General features: G+C 36.5%; 12 protein-coding genes. 3 read left to right on the top strand and 9 right to left on the bottom strand.

Annotation, left to right across the window (positions count from 1 at the left end):
* Positions 1 to 77: 77 nt before the first annotated feature.
* The 9 genes from ALGA_RS14930 to ALGA_RS14970 form a co-directional block, all read right to left on the bottom strand.
* Positions 78 to 923, bottom strand: coding sequence for an ice-binding protein (locus ALGA_RS14930; RefSeq protein ID WP_197705580.1), 846 nt, complete (start codon positions 921 to 923; stop codon positions 78 to 80).
* Between the two features lie 396 nt (positions 924 to 1319).
* Complete coding sequence (locus tag ALGA_RS14935) at positions 1320 to 1769, bottom strand: response regulator (RefSeq protein ID WP_096430384.1); 450 nt, start codon at positions 1767 to 1769, stop codon at positions 1320 to 1322.
* Positions 1762 to 4620 (bottom strand): ATP-binding protein, encoded by a 2859-nt coding sequence (locus ALGA_RS14940; RefSeq protein WP_096430387.1) that lies wholly within the window; start codon positions 4618 to 4620, stop codon positions 1762 to 1764. The genes ALGA_RS14935 and ALGA_RS14940 overlap by 8 nt, the downstream gene beginning before the upstream one ends.
* Positions 4621 to 4662: 42 nt before the next feature.
* Entirely contained in the window at positions 4663 to 5244 is a 582-nt protein-coding gene (locus tag ALGA_RS14945) for a helix-turn-helix domain-containing protein (protein WP_096430390.1), read from the bottom strand.
* A gap of 271 nt (positions 5245 to 5515) precedes the next feature.
* Entirely contained in the window at positions 5516 to 7870 is a 2355-nt protein-coding gene (locus ALGA_RS14950) for an Ig-like domain-containing protein (protein WP_096430393.1), read from the bottom strand.
* A 193-nt stretch (positions 7871 to 8063) separates the two neighbouring features.
* A complete protein-coding gene (locus ALGA_RS14955) occupies positions 8064 to 9455 on the bottom strand; it encodes an ice-binding family protein (RefSeq protein ID WP_197705581.1) in 1392 nt (463 codons plus the stop codon).
* Between the two features lie 296 nt (positions 9456 to 9751).
* A complete protein-coding gene (locus ALGA_RS14960) occupies positions 9752 to 10222 on the bottom strand; it encodes a hypothetical protein (RefSeq protein WP_096430396.1) in 471 nt (156 codons plus the stop codon).
* Between the two features lie 129 nt (positions 10223 to 10351).
* Positions 10352 to 10579 (bottom strand): hypothetical protein, encoded by a 228-nt coding sequence (locus tag ALGA_RS14965; protein ID WP_096430399.1) that lies wholly within the window; start codon positions 10577 to 10579, stop codon positions 10352 to 10354.
* 1335 nt (positions 10580 to 11914) lie between these two features.
* Positions 11915 to 12250, bottom strand: a complete 336-nt coding sequence (locus ALGA_RS14970; RefSeq protein ID WP_096430402.1) for a YegP family protein — start codon at positions 12248 to 12250, stop codon at positions 11915 to 11917.
* Between the two features lie 1424 nt (positions 12251 to 13674).
* Between ALGA_RS14970 and ALGA_RS14980 the strand changes: the two genes are divergently transcribed.
* The 3 genes from ALGA_RS14980 to ALGA_RS14990 all read left to right on the top strand — a co-directional run bounded on the left by ALGA_RS14980 (position 13675) and on the right by ALGA_RS14990 (position 19502).
* Positions 13675 to 14451: a hypothetical protein gene (locus tag ALGA_RS14980; protein ID WP_096430408.1), complete on the top strand. Its 777-nt coding sequence runs from the start codon at positions 13675 to 13677 to the stop codon at positions 14449 to 14451.
* A gap of 27 nt (positions 14452 to 14478) precedes the next feature.
* Positions 14479 to 16695, top strand: coding sequence for a sodium-translocating pyrophosphatase (locus ALGA_RS14985; protein WP_096430411.1), 2217 nt, complete (start codon positions 14479 to 14481; stop codon positions 16693 to 16695).
* Positions 16696 to 17375: 680 nt separating this feature from the next.
* Complete coding sequence (locus ALGA_RS14990; protein WP_197705582.1) at positions 17376 to 19502, top strand: thioredoxin domain-containing protein; 2127 nt, start codon at positions 17376 to 17378, stop codon at positions 19500 to 19502.
* Positions 19503 to 20355 lie beyond the last annotated feature (853 nt).

A 20355-nucleotide genomic window follows, 5' to 3' on the forward strand; every position in this document is an offset into this window, starting at 1 on the left:
TTAAACGTAATATAAATAAAGATGCTGCCTGAACTAACTTTCAGACAGCATCTTTTAAGATTTTTATTTAAAACTTATTATGGTTTTACAACAGTACTCATTTGAAGGGTAACAGCAGTTTGTGCTAACATTCTTCCATTCAAAGTTGCACCTGTTTTCATATTAATAGCTGTTTGTCCTAAAATGTTTCCTTCAAAATGACTAGTCGTTCCGAAAGTTACGGACCCAGCTACTACCCAGAAAATATTTTTAGCCTGAGCACCACCTTCTAAAGTAACTCTTACTGCAGAGTTCATATTTAGATTTCCTGCAACTTGAAAAATGAAAATATCTGTAGAGTTACCAGAAATTGTGATATCAGTTGGGATTTCAACAGAACTTGACCAGTTGTAAAGACCTGAAGTAAGGGTTTTGCCACCAATGGTTCCAGCACCTAAATTCAAGTAATCAGGATTAGATCTTCCTGCTGCGTCTGTGTAAGCTGCTTGCATATCAAGTACAGCAATTCCTAATCTGGTAGCACTTGTAATTTTGCAAGCTGGGCCTGCTGCATCAACAGAGAATATAGAACCTGTTACTTCATCACAACTTAATGTAATAGCAGCACCGGTGATAGGACTTGTTCCAATATCTCCTAAAATAGAAGATTTATAAACACTAGTTATTCCTGTTTTTGAAAGAATTGCGAATTCGCCTGCAAGCCCTAGATTTACTGTTTCCAAACTACTATTTGTACTTTTTAATGACATGTCTGACGAAAGCGTTGAAGCAGATTGTGCTGCCAGTTTTTCAGAAGCTAAGGTTTCTGAGTTCGCTACTGCAGCTTGTTCTGATGCTGGATTTACACCCATGTTTTTATCACAGCTAGAAATTAATCCTGCCATTAATACGATTGAGATTAGAAATGCATTTTTCAGTTTCATTTTATTTGTTTTATTTATGAATAATTTTGATAAAACAAAGTAAGGGAACTTAACAGGGTCGTATGTTGCATAATTGTGTCTATAAGTTGTGTTATTCACACATTTTTTTTGCAATATTATTTTTACAGCAGATAAAATGACTGCCTAAACGATTGTTTAGGTATAAACTTATATTTTATTTGAAATAAGAAAGCAAAGTTTGATTTCGGGGACTTACTGTTACCTGAAGTTTGCTGTTTATAGCCTTAGAGGCTGCAGTCGTTTTTTTTATTCGTGCTTGAAATGACAAAGCGTTATTATATTCTGCAAATGGTTGCCAGATAATAAGCTTTGTCTTTTATGATTGAGTATAGCTGTTGAATTGCGTTTATCGGAGTATGATGGGGTAAAAAGTGCTTACATCCGATCCATATACCAACTTAATTCTTTTTCCATTTTTTTGTATGAAAAAATAGTTGTAATAATTTTTTGCAAACGCATAAAGGCAGTTTCACTTTTCACGACATAGTCGAAAGCCTTGTGATGCATACAGTTGATAGCCACATCAATTTTATCTTGAGATGACAGCATTACAACAGGGATATCCGGATTGAACGATTTTATTTCATCCAATGTTTTGATTCCGTTTATCGCGTTTTTATTAATTCCGTCAAGATGATAATCTAAAATTATTACATCGGGTTTGTGTGATAAATTCTCTAAACAAACTTCGCCTGTTTCAAATGTTTCAATTTCAAAATCAGCCTGTTGCATAAAATCTATCTCTAATGATTTTAGATACAAAGCATCATCATCAACCAGAAAAATTTTGATTCGATTGCTATCTGAGTTATTATTGTTACTCATTTTTTTGTGTTTTAATTGCATTAAACTCTTCTTCTAATTCTTCACATGCCTGTATACAAACGTCTTCAAGTTGCAGAACCATTTCAGAGATTCCTTCAGATTGTTCTTGAGTGCTGGCATATTCCTGTACTTTTTTTGCCATGTCTTCGAAATCGGTACTAATACCCATTATCGAAAATGATGGTATCATTTTATGAACAGCTGTGTACAGTGATTTCCAGTCTTTATTTTCCAGACCTTGTTTCATTGTAGTAATTAAAGCTGGAGTTTGTTTCAGATAAAGCGAAATCATATCCATCATTAGTTTTGGATTTGATTTTGTCCTGCGATTTAAATAATCTAAGTCAGTACATTTCTCCTTTTCACTAGGGTCTAATCTGTTTTTTTCAGCTTCTATACTATTGGGATTCATTTTTATCAGACCAACCATTTTACTATATAATAGTCTTTCGTCGACAGGTTTCGCTATGTAATCATCCATTCCAACAGATTTGCATTTCGCCAAATCAACAGTAGTAACATCCGCTGTTAAGGCAATGATAGGAATATTGGAATTCAATGTATTCCGAATATATTCGGTAGCTTCAAATCCATTCATTTCCGGCATTTGCAGGTCCATCAAAATAATATCGTGCGATTTGGTTTGCATTTTCTCGATAGCAATTTTTCCGTTAGCAGCAATATCGCTTTCAAATTCGAAATCATCCAAGAGCGTTTTCATCAGTAATTGATTGAGAGGAATATCTTCAACCACCAATACTTTTATATTTTTAAGGTCAGTGCACAATTCAGCCATCTCTGGCTCAAAATCAGCTTTAGCCTTTGTTTTCTGGAAACTTAATGTAAATCTAAAAGTAGAGCCTTCATTAATTTTACTGGATACATGAATGCTGCCGCCCTGCGTTTCTACTAATTGTTTAACAATGGCAAGCCCCAAACCAGTTCCTCCAAACAAACGTGAAGTACCGCTGGTTGCCTGCTGGAAATTCTCGAAAATCGCTTCTATTTTATCTTCAGGGATTCCAATTCCAGTATCCGAAACGGTAAATTCAAGGATTACTTTCTTTTCATCTTCATCCAACAATTTAATCCCGAATGTAACTTTGCCTTTCGAAGTAAATTTCACAGCATTACTTAACAGATTTGAAATAATCTGGTGTAACCTAACCGGGTCGCCAACCACCACATCAGGAATATTGGTATCGTAGTCTTTTACTAATTTTAAATTCTTTTCCTGAATTTTAATGTCAAAAAGATGCAGCATTGCTGCTATAGACTGAGATATTTTGAAAGGTATTTTCTCAAATGTCAGTTTTCCGGCATCTACTTTTGCCAAATCGAGTATGTCATTTATAAGAACGATTAATGCATCACCACTTATTTTTATGGCTTTTAAATATTCTTTTTGTTTTTCAGACAATTCGGTTTTAAGCATTACTTTGGTAAATCCGATAATCGCATTCATAGGAGTGCGAATTTCATGACTCATATTTGATAAAAACAACTGTTTTGCTTTTACCGCATCTTCAGCAATTAATGTGGCTTTTTCTGCTTTACTCTTTGCTTCTTCAGCAATCAATGTTGCCATTTCGGCAAATACGATAGCTTCTGTAAGCTCTGTAGCAATTCTTTTTTGTTCGGTAACATCTCTTGCAACAATCACTACTCCATCTACATCTCCATTTTCATTTTTATAAACCGATCCGTTGAATAGTACATCGGTTAGCTTACCATTTCTATGGCGAATTGTAAGTGGTGAATCGGCAACAGATCCCTTAGCGAAAACTTCTAAATAAACTTCACGTGCTTTTAGTGGTTCGGTAAAATAATTCAGAAAGTCAGTATCTGTTAATTCTTCACGTGTCAGCCCTGTAATTTTTGTCAAAGCCTCATTCATATCGGTTATCTTACCTTCGATATTTATAGTAATCAAAGGATCAAGACTCGCTTCAATAAGACTTAGTGTATATTGAGAATCTGATTCGATCTCATCGTTAAACGCCTCCAGTTCTTTTGTTGCAATTTTCTGCTTTTCTTTTTCTTTGTTTTGAAAAGCAAGCTCTTTATTGGCGATAATTAACTCAGCTGCCCTTTTTTCTTTCTCATTGTTTTGAAAAGCAAGTTCTTTATTGGCAATGATTAATTCAGCCGCTCTTTTTTCTTTGACTTCATTTTGAAAAGCAAGTTCTTTGTTTGCAATGACAAGTTCTGCTGCTCGTTTTTCTTTCTCATCGTTCTGGAAAGCAAGCTCTTGATTGGCAATGATTAGTTCTTGAGCCCGTTTTTCCTTCTCAACGTTTTGAAAAGCAAGTTCTTTGTTGGCAACGACCAATTCAGCAGCCCGTTTTTCCTTCTCAACGTTTTGAAAAGCAAGTTCTTTGTTGGCAACGATTAACTCAGCAGCTCGTTTTTCTTTCACTTCGTTTTGAAAAGCAAGTTCTTTATTCGCTCTTCTTAACTCCATTACCCATTTTTGATTTGTAACAATACGGGCTGACGCAAAAACGCCGATAATATTTCCTTTATCATCTTTATAAACGGAAGCATTGAATGATACATCGGTTAAACTCCCGTTTTTATGTATTAGAATTAAGGCGTAATCAACTACAAAACCTTTTTCAAAAACCAGAAGATAAGCTTCCTGTGCTTTTTTAGGATCTGTAAAATAATTTGAGAAATCAGTATTCATCAACTCTTCACGCGAAACACCGGTCACTTTTATCAAGGCTTCGTTACCATCTGTAATCTTTCCTTTAGCACTGATCGTAACCAGTGGATCTATACTGGCTTCTATCAAACTTCTGGTGTATTGATCTCTATATCTATCGGGTTTTCTTTTTGTTGTTTCCATCTTATTTTTTTGTGCTGCTATTGAAACAGTAAGTTTTGTCGTTTAAATACAATCGGGCGTGTTTCCAATTTCTTCAATAGGTCTTCGTCTTTTATTCTTCAATTTTTTAAAATGAGAGGGGGTAAGCCCTGTAATTTTTTTAAACTGATTAGATAAATGAGCTACACTGCTGTAATTCATTTTCCATGCAATTTCGGTAATGCTTAACTCATCATAAATAATCAATTCTTTTATCCGTTCAATTTTATGAGAAATCATAAATTTTTCGATAGTAGTTCCTTGTACTTCTGAAAATAAATTAGAGAGATAAGTATAATCGTGATTTAATTTCTCACTTAAAAAATCAGAAAAGTTTGTTTTAATCATTTCATCCGTATAATGGATCATTTCAATAATTAGAGTTTTTATTTTTTCAATCAATATAGCTTTCTTATCATCCATTAATTCAAGTCCTGTGATGTGTAAAGCTTTTTTCAGTTCTTCCCTTTGTTCTTCCGAAATGTTTTCCATGATCTCAACTTCGCCTAATTCTACAACAATGAAATGTAGTCGAAGCTTTTTTAACTCCTCTTTAACCGCGGTTTTACAACGGTTACTTACCATGTACTTGATATATAATTTCATGTTTTTTATATAAATCCTTACAAAAATGGTCCTTTTTAACTCGAAAAGTGTTACACAACCTTTACTATAAATTACATCATTCACGCACTTCTGATAACATATAATACTTAATATGTTTTTAGAAAAATGGAATGATTCTTAATCGTGAAACAATAGTTAAGTTCTCTTACGGAAATTATCAATTTAGTTTTTTAAAAATACTCTTTTTTTAATTAAAAAAAGAGGTAGTCTTATAAGACCACCTCTTTTAAATCTGGCTATTCTAATTCTATTATGGCTCTACAATTACATTACTGTCTAGGATTACAGCAGTTTGTGCTAAAGCTCTTCCATTAAATGATGCTCCTGTTTTAAAAGTAATAGCTGTCTGCGACAAAATAATACCTTCAAAATGAGATGTTGCTCCAAAAGTTGCTTCACCGGCTACCTGCCAGAAAATGTTTTTTGCTTGTGCGCCTCCTTCAAGAGTAACGTTAACTCCTGCACTCATGTTAAGCCCCTCTGCAATTTGGAAAATCCAAACATCATTAGGTCCACCCGAAATAGTAACATCAGAAGGCAATGTAACAGCAGTTCCCCAATTATATAATCCTGGAACAAGGGTTTTGCCACCAATATTTCCAGTTCCTAAATTTAAAAAATCAGGAGTAGGTCGACCGGCAGCATCTGTATAGGCTGTAAGCATATTTTCAACAGCTGTAGTTAAATTACTTGAAGTAGGAGTTACCATATCGGCGGCAAAAATCTGACCAGTAACTTGAGCCGATTCTGCATATCCTGTAAAATCGGTTAAGGAAAGTCCAGTAATGTACGATGTGGCTGCCGGACTTAAACCCAAATCTCCGGTAATATCGGAAGTGGGATTGTTATTGATCGCGGTTTTAGCAAGAATTGCATAATCACCTGCAGTTCCAAGATTAACTACAGCTAGGCCAGTTGGTGCAGCTTCAGTTGTGAAACTCCATTCTTTATCAGCAGCAAGTGCATTACCAGCTAAGTCTTTTACTTCAGTAGTTAGCGTTGCAGTATAAGTTGTTGCAGCGACTAAGCTATTATCTGGTGTAAAAGTTGCTGTTGTTCCTGAATAATCCACAGCACCGGAAACTACATTTGATCCTTCCATTACTGTAAATGTTGAATTAGTGATCGTTAAAGCATCCATTTCTTCACTGAATTCTGCAGTAATTTTTTTACTGCGAATTATATCCACTGCATTATCTAAAGGGTCTGTTGAATTTATTTTCGGAGATGTTTCATCCGGAGCATCTTCAGTTGTAAAACTCCATACTTTAGTAGTTGCAAGTGCATTACCAGCTAAGTCTTTTGCTTCAATAGTCAGCGTTGCAGTATAAATTGTTGCAAAGGCCAAGCTATTATCTGGTGTAAAAGTTGCTGTTGTTCCTGAATAATCCACAGCACCGGAAACTACATTTGTTCCTTCCATTACTGTAAATGTTGAATTAGTGATCGTTGAAGCATCCATTTCTTCACTGAATTCTGCAGTAATTATTTTACTAGGAAGTACATTCACTGCATCGTTTACAGGGTCTGTTGAAGTTACCTCAGGTAATGTATCATCAGGTATAATACCAGTTGTAAAACTCCATACTTTAGCAGTCGCAAGTGCATTGCCAGCTAAGTCTTTTGCTTCGGTAGTTAGCGTTGCAGTATAAATAGTTTCAGCGACCAAGCTATTAGTTGGTGTAAAAGTTGCTGTTGTTCCTGAATAATCCACAGCACCGGAAACTACATTTGTTCCTTGCATTACTGTAAATGATTCAGCATTGATCGTTGAAGCATCCATTGCTTCGCTGAATTCTGCAGTAATTATTTTACTAGGAAGTACATCCACTGCATCGTTTACAGGATCTGTTAAAGTTACTTCCGGTAATGTATCATCTGATAAAAGACCAGTTGTAAAGCTCCATACTTTAGCAGTTGCAAGTGCATTACCAGCTAAGTCTTTTGCTTCAGTAGTTAAGGTTGCAGTATAAATAGTTTCAGCGTCCAAGCTGTTAGCTGGTGTAAAAGTTGCTGTTGTTACAGAATAATCCACAACACCGGAAACTTCATTTGTTCCTTGCATTACTATAAATGATTCAGCATTGATCGTTGAAGCATCCATTGCCTCATTAAATGTAACAGCAATTGTCTTGTTAAGAACTACGTCTTTAGCATCGCTTGCAGGGTCTGTTAAAGTTATCGCAGGTGATATATCATCTAGTAAAAGACCAGTTGTAAAACTCCATACTTTATCAGCAGCAAGTGCCTTGCCTGCTAAGTCTTCTGCTCCGGTCGTTATAGTAGCCGTATAAATTGTTTCAGCAGATAAAGTATTTGTTGGATTGAATGTTGCCACTAATCCCGAATAATCCACAACACCTGTAACTGCATCTGTTCCTTGCATTACTCTAAATGTTGAAGTATTGATCGTTAAAGAATCCATTGCCTCACTAAATGTAACAGCAACTATCTTATCAAGAGCTACATCTGCAGCTTCGTTTGCCGGATCGGAAGAATTCACTGTTGGTGCAGTATTTAAATTGATATCGTCGTCTTCTGAACAACCAAACATCAAAACAACCGTTGCAATTGCAAGGGTTGATAATAAATTTTTTAATTTCATATAATTGTTTTAATTAATATTGTAACAAAACAAAGGTAAATACACTAACAGTCTGAAATGTTACACCAAAATGCTATTAAGTTACATCATTCACGCACTTTTTTTTGTGACACTTTTACAAAATGCTTTTGTAAATTAAAAAAAGAGGTAGCCTTATTAGACTACCTCTTTTAAATCTGGTTATAATATTCTATTATGGCTCTACAATTGCATTACCATCTAGACTTACAGCAGTTTGTGCTAAGGCTCTTCCATTAAAGGATGCTCCTGTTTGAAAATTAATCCCCTTCATTGATAAAATGATACCTTCAAAATGAGATGTTGCTCCAAAAGTTGCTTCACCGGCTACCTGCCAGAAAATATTTTTAGCTTGGGCTCCACCTTCAAGCGTTACATTTACTGCAGCACTCATATTAAGATCACCTGAAATCTGGAAAATCCAAACATCGTCAGCTCCACCCGAAATAGTAACATCAGTAGGCAATGTAACAGTACTTGTCCATTTATATAAACCTGGAACAAGCGTTTTACCTCCTAAATTTCCAGTTCCTAACTCAAGAAAGTCAGGAGAGGGACGACCTGCCGCATCATTATAAGCGGTAATCATATTTTCAACAGATGTAGTTAAATTAATTGGAGTTGGATCTGCCATATTGGATGCAAAAATTTGACCGGTAACCTGATCAGATGTTGCATACCCCGTTGCATCTGTTAACGCAAACCCTGTTATATAGGAAGTGGCTGCCGGACTTAAACCCAAATCTCCGGTAATATCAGAAGTAGGATTGTTACTGATCGCGGTTTTAGCAAGAATTGCATAATCACCTGCAGTTCCAAGTTCAACTGCAGCCAGGCCAGCTGGTGCATCTTCAGTTGTAAAACTCCATACTTTCTCAGCAGCAAGGGCATTACCAGCTAAATCTTTTGCTTCGGTAGTTAGGGTTGCAGTATAAATTGTTGAAGCGACTAAGCTATTAGTTGGTGTAAAAGTTGCTGTTGTTCCTGAATAATCCACAACGCCGGAAACTGTGTTTGTTCCTTGCATTACTATAAATGATTCAGTATTTATCGTTGAAGCATCCATTGCTTCGCTGAATTCAGCAGTAATTATTTTACTGCGAAGTAAATCCACTGCATTGTTTGCAGGGTCTGTTAAAGTTATCTCCGGTGATATATCATCTGGTAAAAGGCCAGTTGTAAAACTCCATACTACATCAGCAGCAAGTGCTTTGCCGGCTAAATTTTCTGCTCCGGTTGTTATTGTAGCCGTATAAATAGTTTCAGCAGATAAAGCATTTGTTGGATTGAATGTTGCCACTAATCCTGAATAATCCACAACACCAGCAACAGCATCTGTTCCTTGCTTTACTATAAATGTTGAAGTATTGATCGTTAAAGGATCCATTGCCTCATTAAATGTAACAGCAAGGTTTCTATTAAGAGCTACATCTGCGGTATTGTTTACCGGATCAGAAGAAACCATCGTTGGTGCAATATTTAAATCGGTATCGTCATCTTTTGAACAACCCGACATCAAAACAACCGCTGCAATTGCAAGGGTTGAAAATAGATTTTTTAATTTCATATAATTGTTTTAATTAATATTTCAATAAAACAAAGGTAAATACATTAACACCCTGAAATGTTACACAAGACTGTTCTTAAGTTACATCATTCACACCTCTTAGAGATTTACGTTGTTGAATAGGAAAGGTAAATCAGTAAAGAGTGTCCAGAAGCCGTTTCTCGAACAGATATCTATTACTGCGAAGGCCGAAACTGTTTTCATGAGCAAATCTATTGAATGCTTATAAATTACAGGTTTCGGCCTACGCAAGAAAGATAGTTTGCAGAACGTTTTGAAACACTTCTGCTTTATCCCTAAAATATATATCGTATAGAAAGTGCACCACCGTCACCCCAAAAACCGCTATATCCAAAAACATTCAAAGTGGGCTTCCAATCAATGCCAATATTAATTGGTATTTCAGTAAAGTTATATTCCAATCCAATAATACCATCAAGTCCTACAACGGTATAGCTTTCTCCACGGTTTCCCCAATCTGCATGATCACCATCCCAGATTCCAATATGAGCACCGAATCCAAAATACCAATTCAACCTTTCAGCATTGGCAATCCTATTTTGAATTTCATAAAGGCCTGTTAGTTCAACCCCTTGCCATCTTGATGAAAGAATACCTTCAAGAGCCGTTTTATTACTAATGAAATGCTTAATTGTTAAACCATTTGAATATCCGGCCCTTAGACCGATTCCAGTGTTGTAATCTTGTGCAAAATTGACTGAAGACACACATAATAGAATCAATAAAGTCGCAACAATTTTTTTCATGATATTTAAATTAATTAATTCCTACTCGTTTGGCTTTTCGGGTACGCCTCGTTTGAAATGGTTTTCAGACTCCATCTGTAATTGTTTTAAATCCAGACCAGTTGGTAATGATACCGTCTGTATTTCAAATTATTTTTTCCTTGTAGCCAAGATGATTACAATACCACCCAGTCCCATTACCGCTAGTCCTATAAATGGCGACCACTCCAGGTTATGGTGTTGATTTCTTGTAATTTGAATATCGCCCATGTCAATTACATTTTCCTTAGTAAAGAAACTGAAGGTTGTGAAAATGGTCATAACTACACCAATAAGCAGAATAATTAATCCCCCTTTTTTTATGTTCCCTTTATTCATATCTTAAATTATTAGTAATAAATTGTAATTTTTTTTTAAAATCTCTATCCTGGATAATCCTTGATAAGTGCAGCTACTATTGCAATGGTAAATAGAATGTGAATAGCTTCACCTGTATTACATCCAAAGCAGTTGATAATCTATATTATAGTACATCCTGCAGGGGATGCATAGAGCAAAGTTATTATTGTATCTATTTCTTTTTAATTTATACAAGTAATTATTTTACAAGACAAAGATGAGCATGTTCAAATCAAAATAGCTTACACAACTCTAACTGAATATTACATCATTCACACATTTCGTGTACGAAAAATGAAGTTGATCTTACGTAAAGGATCCCTATTTAAAAAGCATTCTTCCAATGGGTTCTCTAAAAATACTAAATTTTGATATTGAAGATGCATTGTTATCACGTGAAATTTTTGAGTAAACGCTTTGACAATTCAGAATAATGTAGTCTTGAGAATAAAATGAAAATTAGATATGTAATCTTTTTCAATGCTGTTAATTAAAATTATTTTTTTGTGAACAATTGAATTGAGGTGTTTTTAAATAGAATTATTTATGATGTTTCCCATGGTGTTTTTTTGATTTTGACTGATGGGAATTATGTGGGTTATTAGAATTTTTGTACCATCCCTTATGTTTTCCGTTATTTGTTTTATAACCTACAACGCAGGATGATGTTCCAAATAAAAGACATATACTCAAAGCTAATATCGCGAATGTTCTGAATTTTTTCATATCTAAATTAAATAAGTTGAAGTGTTTATTAATGGTGAAGAAAATATTTTTTTGTCATTTACTTTTGAATATAAAAAATCAGTTAATAAACCAATAGAATAATGACAACAACAGATGTAATGGCTTTACGATAAAGTTTTTTTGTTTTAGTAATACTTCATATTACTTTATTTTAAGGCATTCAATTTGTTCATCAACGCTCATGACAGTTTATCTTTTGTGTGTGCGAATGGTAAATTTAATAAAATAAAGTCCAGAGAGTGAAAGTCTGAACTGACGAAGAGTGCCTAGCTCGTGAATACCATTTTAGAAAGGCAGGAATGAATCAACGGAATAGGAGGTATTGTTTTATTTCTGCAAAACCCATGATTACCAAAAGGATAGCAATGTAGATGGGGCGCGCCAAGCTAAAGGTACTGCAGAATTAGATGGAAGGACATTTACCTTACCAAGGGAGATCGAATCAACCAAGCTTTGGTACTGATGAGAATTGGAGCGGAGCGGAAATCTGGAATTCCTTTGGATTTATGTCATGAGCAACTCAGCCGAAGCCATCGTAAATGTTGGGTAATGAGCTCAAAATATGCCTTAATCAATAGTCAAATCAATAACTTCAGCTTTGTGCGCATTCTTGTTTACTGAATCAATCCCTTGGTCTCTACTTTGTTTTGATGTGTACATTTGACTTGTGCCAATAATTTGACTATTTACCGCGGTCAGGTTAAAATATGGACTTCCATCTGAAGCTGTTTCCTGTTTAAACATTTCCTTATCAAGACTATTGGTTTTAACAGATTCAATTCCATTTTGGCAAGCCTCTTTTGTTGTATAACCCTGGCTTGTCATAATAATTAAGCCATTTGGCGCTTTAAGGTTAAACATAAAGCTTGCGTCTACTCTTTTTGTAATTTCAAATTTTTCCATGATTTATTGTTTTTATGTGAGTTAAAATGATGTGACCCTTTTACGTCAATGTTCAATAGCCTTTTCGTCAATTAAGAATTCCCAGGCTAACTCGTTAATTCTCTTTCACAGCATACAGTTGATCGGGTTCACCTATATTAACTAATTAAAATATCATCTGAATGATAATACTGTAAAGGTAAGCACCTTTGTTTCTGGAATATTACACAATTTTATAAAAGAATTACATCATACACATATTAAAGTAACGGCTGTTACAATATGAAACGTCCATGCCAAAGTGATTTTGACACACATGGAGATGATTATCATAGCATGGTAAGTTCCATATGGCAACTAAAAAACAAATTATAATCATATGAAACGTCCATGTATAAAGCTTTCTACACACAGGGAGATGATTATTCCAGCATGGTAACTTCCATATGACAAATAAAAAACGAATAAAAAAACATATGAAATAATCCTTTTAATTTGGGTTCGTTTTAAGTCATACAGAGTGATTAATCTAAGAAAATTGACAATTACGGCATCACTCTTTCCATTAGGTTTTTATTGAATACGGATCATTTAAAGTGCTCTAGTTTGGAAAATGAAATCCTCTCTATTATCCGGTTATTTCCAAAGAATACTTCCCAAAACAGCATAAACTGTCGATAAAAGCATGAAAGGCAAAACCCAGCCTACTGACTGGGATGTAGTTCAATCCCGAAGCCAAATCGGGCAAGGATATGAAATCATTGCCGGCTCTAACAGACTGCTCATAGTTCAACTCTTATCAATGCGCCAAGTAAGCAAGCCGATTAAATTCACTTATTTATATTTTGAGAAAACCAATTATAGAGGCTTGCTGGTGTTTGTTAATCGTACCGAACAATAAAACTGCTCATCATGGCCCGTGGCAATTTAGCTTTTGTGTGCGCCCTGAATGGTAAATTTAATAAAAGGCCTTTTTAATGTTAAGTTTCGTAAAAGAAAGTCCTAATGGAGTAAGCTATTTTAAATAAAGGTCCACAATCGAGGTGTTTGTTATTGCTCATGAGGGCGATTCAATTTACTGAGTTTACCCCGTGCGCGCACCCGAACAGAGGTGTTGAAGAAGATACAAACGATATAAATGTCTTTTATTATTATAAATTATGACAGTTACAATTAGTAATTAACTCTTGATTATTAGAATAACTTCTGAATTATTCTTATATATTTGTGACTCTATTTAAACATATTGTTCTTGTCTTGCTTAGCCATATTTTGTCTAGGAAAGATTAATGTTTTCAAAAATGATAAAATCAGGAAGAGTATTTATGTGCTCTGATGTTGTTATTACCCAAAATCCTGAGAATATATTTAATTCGTATAAAGACTCTTTATTTTTACTCGAATAGAGTGTAACATATTGTTTTTACCCTAAACCAAATTAAATAATGAAACCAAAAATTTATTTGAATTTAACGCCCGAAGCTTTAATTGCTTCTATGCTTTCACCTGAAGAATTTGGAAGCTATATGGCGGTTGGTACCCAAAAACGCACGCATGGTCAGGTTCTTTTTCTTGAGGTTGACAGTAATGCTATCCAGGATATTCTTCCAATGGACTACATAAATGAAAGATGCGTTCCTCAGGAAGAGGGCCGACCAAAAAGCTCCGTTTATCTTTCCATTTACCGTGTATTGGAAAGCATTCCTGTTTCAGCTTTAAAAAGTTTATATCTGACAACGGATGACGGGCGAACAATGGAAATTAAAAAAGGAGATTATCCTGGCGATATTAAATCCAGTGCACACTTGTATCAGGAACTTTGCCCGGTTACACCAAGGATTATTAGTAAATTGGCTCCCTTGCAATTCATAGATTATATGACAAAAGGAACAGAAAAAATTAATCTTCCTAAACTGGCATTTGTAGAATTGCAATTGAATGGATTGACAGAAGATTTTGAAAATTCGCCGGCCCATAATTTGCCTTATCCAGAGTTAGATCATTTAAGAGATTGTCTGAAGATTCTTAATAATGAGCCAGGTAAAATTCAAAAAACCATTAGGCGTTTCTTTTCACGGGATCTTCTTTTTAGAACAATTAAGAATGGTTTTTTTATTGGTGATAGTAATGAAATGGTTTATTATCCTTTCCCTTCAGAAGAAGAGTTGAATGATAAGAATTATGTATGGTGGAGATCAGCTAAATCGAACCGGTTTAATTAAGAAAAACAAACGAAAATTTAAAAAATAATGCAAAACGTTGATAATATTTTTTGGTTTATTCCATTTAGTTCTTTAGTTGCTTTAGGATTTGCCTTTTACTTTTTTAAACAGGTAATGAAAGAAAGTGAAGGTACCGATAAAATGATAACAATAGCTTCTCATGTTCGAAAGGGAGCAATGGCCTATTTAAAGCAGCAATATAAAGTAGTAGGTATCTTTTTCCTGGTTATTGTGGTTATGTTTTCGGTATTGGCATATGGTTTTAATTTACAAAATGAATGGGTTCCCGGAGCTTTTTTAACGGGAGGATTTTTTTCAGCATTGGCTGGTTTTTTTGGGATGAAAACGGCAACTTATGCTTCAGCCCGAACAGCAAATGCAGCTCGAACTTCTCTTAGCCTGGCTCTTCGGGTAGCTTTTAGAAGTGGTGCAGTTATGGGCCTTGTTGTAGTAGGGCTTGGACTTTTTGATATCTCGGCATGGTTTATTGTTCTTAATTACTTTGTTGATGAGCCAAGTGTGGCAGAAAAGATGATGATTATTACCACTACCATGTTAACATTTGGTATGGGAGCATCAGCACAGGCTTTATTTGCCAGAGTAGGTGGCGGAATTTTTACAAAAGCTGCTGATGTTGGTGGTGACCTTGTGGGAAAAATAGAAGCGGGTATTCCCGAAGATGATCCAAGAAATCCGGCTACGATTGCTGATAATGTTGGTGATAACGTAGGTGATGTTGCTGGTATGGGTGCCGATTTATACGAATCGTACTGTGGCTCAATATTGGCTACTGCGGCTCTTGGTGCTGCGGCTTTTATGGGAAATGCCGAATTACAAATGAAGGCAATTTTGGCCCCTATGTTGATTGCTGCTGTTGGAATTATTCTTTCGATTATTGGTATTTTCATGGTTAAAGCTAACGAGGGTGCCACTCAAAGACAATTGCTAAAATCATTGGGAAGAGGAACAAATATAAGCTCAGCTTTAATTATCGTATTCTCATGGGTAATTCTTTATATTCTCGAACTTGAAAATATTTGGGGAATATGGGGTGCCATTGTTACCGGATTGATTACAGGAATAATCATAGGACGGGCAACTGAATATTACACATCAGAAGAGTACCGACCAACACAGAAAATTGCGGAAAGTTCCAGTACAGGAGCTGCTACCGTTATTATTTCGGGTTTGGGAATGGGTATGATTTCAACAGCAATTCCTGTTATGGCAGTTGTTGTAGGTATTATCTTCTCATTTTTATTTGCTTCCGGATTTGATATGGATAACATGGGCTTAGGATTATATGGTATTGGTATTGCTGCAGTAGGAATGCTTTCTACTTTGGGAATCACTTTAGCTACTGATGCTTATGGCCCTATTGCCGATAACGCAGGTGGTAATGCCGAAATGTGTGAACTCGGACCTGAAGTTAGAAAACGTACTGATGCTCTTGATTCTCTTGGAAACACTACCGCAGCAACAGGTAAAGGATTCGCTATTGGTTCTGCCGCTTTAACTGCTTTGGCATTATTGGCTTCTTATATCGAAGAACTTAAAATTGGAATTATTCGTTTGCTTGAAACTGCTGAAAGTTATGCCTTCCCAAATGGGAATGTAGTGTTTACAGCTAGCGACGTTAGCTCAATAAGCCTAATGGATTTCATGGACTTTTTTAAGGTTAACCTAATGAATCCAATAGTATTAATTGGAATATTTATTGGTTCAATGATGGCATTTGTATTCTGTGGATTAACCATGAATGCTGTTGGCCGGGCTGCAGGGAAAATGGTGGATGAAGTAAGAAGACAATTTCGCGAAATACCAGGTATTCTAACAGGAAAAAACGAACCTGATTATGCAAATTGTGTTGCCATTTCGACTAAAGGGGCTCAAAAAGAAATGTTGTTGCCTTCTATCTTGGCAATTTCTGTTCCTATCGTGGTCGGCTTGGTGTTCGGAGTTGCTGGTACTATGGGATTATTAGTTGGTGGATTAGGTGCAGGTTTTGTTTTAGCTGTTTTTATGGCAAATTCCGGGGGTGCTTGGGATAATGCTAAAAAATATGTTGAAGCCGGACATTTAGGAGGTAAAGGTTCTGAAGCTCACAAAGCAACCGTAATTGGTGATACTGTTGGAGATCCTTTTAAAGATACCTCAGGTCCAAGTCTTAATATTTTAATTAAACTAATGAGTATGGTTGCCATTGTAATGTCTGGAGTAACCGTTGCCTATAGCTTAATGTAAAATAATTATTTTTGGATAAAATATAAATTTGAATGGGGTTGAACAAATTGTTCAACCCCATTCTTGCGTTCAGATGTAACTGAAAATCGGATAATTTTTGCGTATTTGTTAGTACAGGATGTTGGCGAGGCGATATCTGTGGCTTTTAATGCTCAAAACTTCACTGCTTTGCGGAGCAGTTCACTTCTGAGGCATTCAAACTACACTGCTCTGCGGGGCAGTCTGCTTTTAAAGGAATAATAGTGTGCTGCCCTGCGGAGCAATTCACTTTTTAGGCAACAAACAACCACTGCTCCGCCGGGCAGTGGGCTTCCGAAGCATAATAAGTATTCTGCCCCAGCGGGCAGTCTGCTTTTTAGCCATCAATTGTTAGTTGCCTTGCCGGGCAGTGTGCTTTTTATGCCTTGAGCAGGCATTGCTCCACTTTTCCGCGAACTATTTGGGAATCGCCTCCGCTAAAATCCTTTTTTCTGCTTGCGGTCTTCGGAAACAATCTATCGTCAAAGGTTTTTACTGCATCCCGCTATTGGTAAGTGCTGGTTTCTCTTTAGCAGGATTTTTTTTAAAAGTGTGTGGTATTATTTATATGAATTTATTCCTTGGTTGGAATGTGTTTTTCCTGTCTTATTTAAAATGATTAAAAATAATTTCTATCTTTAGTTTACTTTAAAATAAAGGAGATGATGCGAATTAAATTTACACGGGCGGTATTGCTTTTATCGCTTTTGCTGATAAAAGGAAATCTTGCTCATTCTCAAAATCACAATAATACAATGAAACACGCACATACAAATCACTTAATTAAGGAGAATAGTCCTTACCTGTTACAGCATGCTCACAATCCGGTCAATTGGTATCCTTGGGGCGAAGAGGCCTTGGCTAAAGCCAAAAAAGAGAACAAACCCATATTGGTGAGCATTGGTTATGCGGCTTGCCACTGGTGTCATGTAATGGAGCGGGAGAGTTTCGAGAACGAAGAAGTCGCCAAGCTGATGAACGAATTTTTTGTCTGCATAAAAGTCGATCGCGAAGAGCGGCCCGATATCGATCAAATTTACATGGATGCCGTGCAAATGATGACTGGCAGTGGGGGATGGCCCTTAAATTGTTTTGCCATGCCCGATGGGAAACCATTTTTTGGAGGGACCTATTTCCCTGCCGATAATTGGATGAATGTGCTGAAAGGAATTCACAATGCCTGGGTCAACGAAACTGAAAAGGTGAAGGGCGTAGCGGAACAGTTGGCCAAGGGAATCCGTGAAAACGAAATAATTACGGTAAAGGCCGAAGCAGAGCCATTCGCTGTCGCGGATTTAGAAAAAGCATTTCGCCAGTGGGAATCCGAATTCGATACCCGCGAAGGGGGGACTAATCGGGCCCCAAAATTCCCATTGCCCAATTCTCTTCAGTTTTTGCTGCGTTACTATTATTTCACTAAAAATATGGACGCATTAAATCAGGTAACGCTTACGCTTGATAAAATGGCCATGGGAGGTATTTACGATCAGGTGGGCGGAGGTTTTTCCCGTTACTCGGTCGATGCCATCTGGAAAGTACCGCACTTCGAAAAAATGTTATACGACAACGGACAGTTAATAAGCCTTTATGCCGAGGCCTATCAGCTCACTAAAATTCCCGAGTACAAACAGGTAATAGAACAAACACTCGAGTTTATCGATAGGGAATTAAGCTTGCCCGAAGGGGGTTTTTACTCCTCGCTCGATGCCGATAGCGAAGGGGTTGAAGGTAAATTTTATGTGTGGGAAAAGGCGGAAGTTGATCAGCTTTTGGGCAATCAATCCGAGCTGTTTTGTGAGTATTATGGCATTACTGATCGAGCCAATTGGGAGGAAGGAAATATTCTCATGATTCAGAGCGAAAAAGCGACATTGGCCGATCAATTTCAGATATCCGTAAAGAAACTGGAAGAAGTTTTAGAGAAGGGGAGAAGAGCTCTTCTGGAGAAAAGAAAGGACCGAATTCGGCCAGGTTTGGACGATAAATCGCTAACCAGTTGGAATGCGCTCATGCTAAAGGGATACGTAGATGCGTACAAGGCTTTGGGTGATGAAGAGTATTTGAATAAAGCCATTAAAAATGCTGAGTTCATTCAGAAATACCTTTGGAAAGGGAAAGCACATTTGCACCGCAATTACAAAGATGGGAATTCGAAAATCAATGGGTTTTTAGACGATTACAGCTTTACCATCGAAGCTTTTGTTGCACTTTATCAGGCAACTTTTAACGAGGAATGGTTGCTGAAAGCGAATGATTTGCTCGAGCATGTTATCCTTCATTTTTCCGATGAGCAGTCGGGCATGTTTTTCTATACATCCGACGAAGATCCTAATTTAATTGCCCGCAAAATGGAATTGATTGATAATGTGATTCCATCATCGAATTCATCCATTGCAAAAAGCTTGTTTTTAGTAGGAACTTATTTAGATAAGGGCAGATACATAGAGCGTTCCGGGCAGATGCTAGCGAATGTGAAGCCACGCCTCGAAAAATCAATATCCTATCATTCCAATTGGGGACAGTTGTATTTTTGGTTGGTAAATCCACTCATCGAAATTGTTGTTGTAGGAGAAGATGCCATAGCTCAGAAACGGAAAATTGAAGAATTGTTTTTACCCAATGTCTTGATTTCTGGGAGCAAATCAGAAAGTATTCTGCCCTTACTTCAAAATCGTTATGTAAATGGACAAACAACTTTCTATCTTTGTAAAAATCATACCTGTAAATTGCCTGTATCCAATGTGAATGATCTGCTAAAACAATTAAACACAATGAACGGTTATCAGTAAATAGTTATCAGTGAACAGTGAACAGAGGGGATGATTTTTTTTGAAAGCCTGAAGGGCTTTAAGATTTTAGCCTGAGGCATCGTCTTGGGATTGAATCACGGGTGTAAACCGTCGCACGAACAAGCGTGAATTAAAGGATGAATGTTTTTTGCGACGAAACATGCAAGAATAAAAAGAGATGGTATTTTTGGCATTAAGTCCGCAAGCCGGAAGCCATTTAGCGAAGATTGGATTAAGAATATAAAGTTGTTTGAACAAATAGAAAGCCTGAAGGGCTTTAAGATTTCAGCCCAGGGCAACGCCCTGGGAATTGAATCACGGGTGTAAACCGTCGCACGAGCAACCGTTAATTAAAGAATGAATGTTTTTTGCGACGAAACATGCAAGAATAAAAAGAGATGGTATTTTTGGCATTAAGTCCGCAAGCCGGGAGCCATTTAGCGAAGATTGGATTAAGAATATAAAGTTGTTTGAACAAATAGAAAGCCTGAAGCGCTTTAAGATTTAAGACCAGGGCATCGTCTTGGGATTGAATCACGGGTGTAAACCGTCGCACGAGCAAGCGTGAATTAAAGGATGAATGTTTTTTGCGACGAAACATGCAAGAATAAAAAGAGATGGTATTTTTGGCATTAAGTCCGCAAGCCGGGAGCCATTTAGCGAAGATTGGATTAAGAATATAAAGTTGTTTGAACAAATAGAAAGCCTGAAGCGCTTTAAGATTTAAGACCAGGGCATCGTCTTGGGATTGAATCACGGGTGTAAACCGTCGCACGAGCAAGCGTGAATTAAAGGATGAATGTTTTTTGCGACGAAACATGCAAGAATAAAAAGAGATGGTATTTTTGGCATT

The organism is Labilibaculum antarcticum (assembly GCF_002356295.1).
GTDB lineage: Bacteria > Bacteroidota > Bacteroidia > Bacteroidales > Marinifilaceae > Labilibaculum > Labilibaculum antarcticum.

Excerpts from the sequence above, each read along its gene's own strand:
- ALGA_RS14980 (WP_096430408.1), top strand. The coding sequence starts at position 13,675 with ATGAAACCAAAAATTTATTTGAATTTAACGCCCGAAGCTTTAATTGCT.
- ALGA_RS14990 (WP_197705582.1), top strand. The coding sequence starts at position 17,376 with ATGATGCGAATTAAATTTACACGGGCGGTATTGCTTTTATCGCTTTTG.
- ALGA_RS14960 (WP_096430396.1), bottom strand. The coding sequence starts at position 10,222 with ATGAAAAAAATTGTTGCGACTTTATTGATTCTATTATGTGTGTCTTCA.
- ALGA_RS14985 (WP_096430411.1), top strand. The coding sequence starts at position 14,479 with ATGCAAAACGTTGATAATATTTTTTGGTTTATTCCATTTAGTTCTTTA.
- ALGA_RS14965 (WP_096430399.1), bottom strand. The coding sequence starts at position 10,579 with ATGAATAAAGGGAACATAAAAAAAGGGGGATTAATTATTCTGCTTATT.
- ALGA_RS14955 (WP_197705581.1), bottom strand. The coding sequence starts at position 9,455 with ATGAAATTAAAAAATCTATTTTCAACCCTTGCAATTGCAGCGGTTGTT.
- ALGA_RS14930 (WP_197705580.1), bottom strand. The coding sequence starts at position 923 with ATGAAACTGAAAAATGCATTTCTAATCTCAATCGTATTAATGGCAGGA.
- ALGA_RS14940 (WP_096430387.1), bottom strand. The coding sequence starts at position 4,620 with ATGGAAACAACAAAAAGAAAACCCGATAGATATAGAGATCAATACACC.
- ALGA_RS14950 (WP_096430393.1), bottom strand. The coding sequence starts at position 7,870 with ATGAAATTAAAAAATTTATTATCAACCCTTGCAATTGCAACGGTTGTT.
- ALGA_RS14945 (WP_096430390.1), bottom strand. The coding sequence starts at position 5,244 with ATGAAATTATATATCAAGTACATGGTAAGTAACCGTTGTAAAACCGCG.
- ALGA_RS14970 (WP_096430402.1), bottom strand. The coding sequence starts at position 12,250 with ATGGAAAAATTTGAAATTACAAAAAGAGTAGACGCAAGCTTTATGTTT.
- ALGA_RS14935 (WP_096430384.1), bottom strand. The coding sequence starts at position 1,769 with ATGAGTAACAATAATAACTCAGATAGCAATCGAATCAAAATTTTTCTG.